The sequence below is a fragment of the uncultured Aureimonas sp. genome, from assembly GCF_913775355.1.
Taxonomy (GTDB): Bacteria; Pseudomonadota; Alphaproteobacteria; order Rhizobiales; family Rhizobiaceae; genus Aureimonas.
The window spans coordinates 1-2,605 of sequence record NZ_CAJYIU010000164.1 but is presented as its reverse complement, the minus strand read 5'-3'; the positions used below and the strand labels follow the sequence as shown (position 1 = coordinate 2,605).

The 2,605-nt window shown below is 70.9% G+C and carries 2 protein-coding genes and 1 pseudogene; all 3 read left to right on the top strand.

Annotated features, from left to right (window positions below):
* Nucleotides 1-896 (top strand): tetratricopeptide repeat protein (locus QZ753_RS10720; protein WP_294643579.1); only part of this gene is annotated, 896 nt, incomplete at its 5' end.
* Nucleotides 897-1,044: 148 nt separating this feature from the next.
* Entirely contained in the window at nt 1,045-1,899 is an 855-nt protein-coding gene (locus QZ753_RS10715; RefSeq protein ID WP_294643577.1) for an inositol monophosphatase family protein, read from the top strand.
* A gap of 147 nt (nt 1,900-2,046) precedes the next feature.
* Nucleotides 2,047-2,605 (top strand): annotated as a pseudogene (locus QZ753_RS10710) (flagellar motor protein MotA); the annotation flags it as partial.

Sequence of the window (2,605 nt, the reverse complement as noted above, 5' to 3'; positions counted from 1 at the left end):
CGCCCAACCTCCTGCCGACGCCGGTCGCGAAGGCCACCGACGATCCCACCGCCGCCGACGGCACCTCGGCCCGCGCGCAGGCCTACGGCGCCTTCCAGCGCGGCTACTATCTCTCGGCGCTCCGGATCGCCGAGCCGCTCGCCAATCTCGGCGACCCGGCGGCGCAGACGCTGCTCGGCGAGATCTACGGGCGCGGCCTCGGCGTGCCGCGCGACGAGACCGAGGCGGCGCGCTGGTACGGCGTCGCGGCCAAGGCCGGCGTGCCGGAGGCCCAATTCCGCTACGCGATGCTCCTGATCGAGGGGCGCGCCGTCGCGCACGACGACGCCATGGCCCGCGACCTGATGAAGGCGGCGGCCGATGCCGGCAACCCGCTCGCGGCCTACAACTACGGCCAGATGTTGATCCGCGCCGCGCCGACCGGCGGCTTCGGCGATGCCGCCGGCTATTTCCGCAAGGCGGCCGAATCCGGCCTGCCCGACGCGCAATACGCGCTCTCCCAGCTCTACGCCTACGGCAAGGGCGTCGAGAAGGCCGACGACGCGGAGGCGCGCCGCTGGCTGACGGAAGCCGCCAAGGGCGGCAGCGACACCGCGCAGATCGAGCTCGGCATCTGGCTGATCAACGGCCGGGGCGGGGTGCCGGACCCGGTGGAGGGCTTCCGCTGGCTGAAGGGCGCGGCCGAGCGCGGCAATCCGATCGCCGTCAACCGCATGGCCCATCTCTACAAGGACGGCGTCGGCACCCCGCGCGACCGGGCGCAGGCGGCGATGTGGACGGTGCTCGCCCGGCGCGCCTCCAACTCCGACGCGACGCTGGATGGCTGGTTCCGCACCCTGCCGGATGCCGACCAGAAGGGGGCGCTCGAAGCCGCCAACCGCTTCCGCGCGAGCTGACGCCCCGGACTTGAACCGACCGGCGTTTTGTGGTTCCAAGGCGCCCGTTCCCCATTTCGTCCCGCGCCGCGTCCGGCTGCGGGAGCGCGGCGTCCGCCAAAGGCGGTCTCCGCCCGTTCTTTCGATTGTTGTCAGGAAAGTTGAAGCCATGGCCCGTTCGGCGCTGATGAACGTGATGACGCAGGCCGCCATGAAGGCGGGGCGCTCGCTCACGCGCGATTTCGGCGAGGTGCAGAACCTCCAGGTCTCGATGAAGGGACCGGCCGACTTCGTGTCGCATGCCGATCGCAAGGCCGAGGAGATCGTCTTCCAGGAGCTGTCGCGCGCGCGGCCCGACTGGGGCTTCCTGATGGAGGAGCGCGGCGCGATCGAGGGCCGCGATCCCCAGCACCGCTGGATCGTCGATCCGCTTGACGGCACCACCAACTTCCTGCACGGCATCCCGCATTTTGCGATCTCGATCGGGCTTGAGCGCGACGGCCAGATCGTCGCCGGCGTGATCTTCAACCCGGCCACGGACGAGCTCTATTCGGCCGAGAAGGGCGGCGGCGCCTTCCTGAACGACCGGCGCATCCGCGTCGCCGCGCGCACCAAGCTGGCCGAATGCGTCTTGGCGACGGGCATCCCCCATCTCGGCCACGCCGACCACGCGCGCTACCTCTTCGAGGCCCGCAAGATGATGGGCGAGGCGGCCGGCATCCGTGCCTTCGGCTCGGCGTCGCTGAACCTCGCCTATGTCGCGGCGGGCCGCATCGACGGCTTCTGGGAGCACTCCCTCCAGCCCTGGGACGTGGCGGCCGGTTCGATGCTGGTGCGCGAGGCCGGCGGCTTCGTCACCCATTCCGACGGCTCGAAGTTCGAGTTCGTGGAGGGCGACATCGCCTGCGGCAACGAGATCGTCCACCGGGCGCTGGTGGGCGAGCTGAAGAAGGCGGCGACCGCCATGCGCGGAACGCCCAAGCCCAAGGCCGAAGAGGCGGACGCGCCCGAGGCCGCTTCCTGACGCCGGACGGCGTGTCCCGGCGGCCCCGTTTCGGGCCGCCAAAGCCTTGTGAGCCGCGCGCTTTTGCCGAAAAACCGGTTTGCAGCGCGCGCCCGCTCGGCTAGCTTCGCGGCCAGCCAGCGACTTCGCCAAGCGGGTGCCGTATCGATGCAGGTTTCGAGTTCTCCTCCCGACGGCCGCCCCATCCCGCATGGGGGGCCGGAACGGTTCTCCAGCCCGCTCGTCTTCCTGTGGGCGATGCTGGTATTCCTGGCGCTCGCCGGGTTCGTGGCGATGATCCTCGGCCGGCAGGTCATCCAGGCCTTCTCGACCAATCCGGGCCTCAACGGCCTGATCCTCGGCGTCCTCGCCGTCGGCATCCTGATGGCGGTCCTCCAGATCGCGCGACTGGCGCGCGAGGTGCGCTGGCTGAACGCGCTTCGCGACAACGATCGCGAGCGCCGCGCGCGCTCGCCGGTGCTGCTCGCGCCGATGGAGGCGATGATCGGCCACGGCGCGATGCCGCGCACGCTCCCCGCCCCGTCGGTGCGCGCCATCCTCGATTCCGTCGGCGGGCGCCTCGACGAGCAGCGCGACGTCTCGCGCTATCTCGTCGGCCTTCTCGTCTTCCTCGGCCTTCTCGGCACGTTCTGGGGCCTTCTCACCACGATCGGATCGATCTCGGCGACGATCCAGTCGCTCGATCCGGCGGCGGGCGACGCGGCGA

What these genes read in the sequence shown, in the direction of transcription:
- QZ753_RS10715 (WP_294643577.1), top strand. Translation starts at nt 1,045, where the DNA reads ATGGCCCGTTCGGCGCTGATGAACGTGATGACGCAGGCCGCCATGAAG.